Here is a 268-nt window from a genome sequence, read left to right on the forward strand (position 1 = left end):
GTATGTTCAGGAAGACATTCAACTCAAGTGTGTTCCTATTAAGAACTTTTCTTCGCCTTCATCATGAAGTCAGCGGAAAAGGCTCGCTCCTTTCTTCATTCTGTCATTTGCGCGGTAAAGAATCATCGTAAAGCCTTGAATAACAAATAAATACTCAATCACAATGAGGCCTGAAAGCATCTGAAACCAAACAAAGTCGTTATTGTCGGTGGTACGTACCCTGTATCGGAAAATGTATCTGTGAGCAATAGCGCACACGCAGATAGCC

General features: G+C 41.8%; 1 protein-coding gene. It reads right to left on the minus strand.

What is annotated here, in order from left to right; all coding sequences use genetic code 11:
- Positions 1-69: 69 nt before the first annotated feature.
- The coding region (locus P6709_RS19965) for a hypothetical protein (RefSeq protein ID WP_278242643.1) at positions 70-268 on the minus strand (199 nt) is incomplete at its 5' end.

Source organism: Jeotgalibacillus sp. ET6 (assembly GCF_029667115.1).
Lineage (GTDB): Bacteria > Bacillota > Bacilli > Bacillales > Jeotgalibacillaceae > Jeotgalibacillus.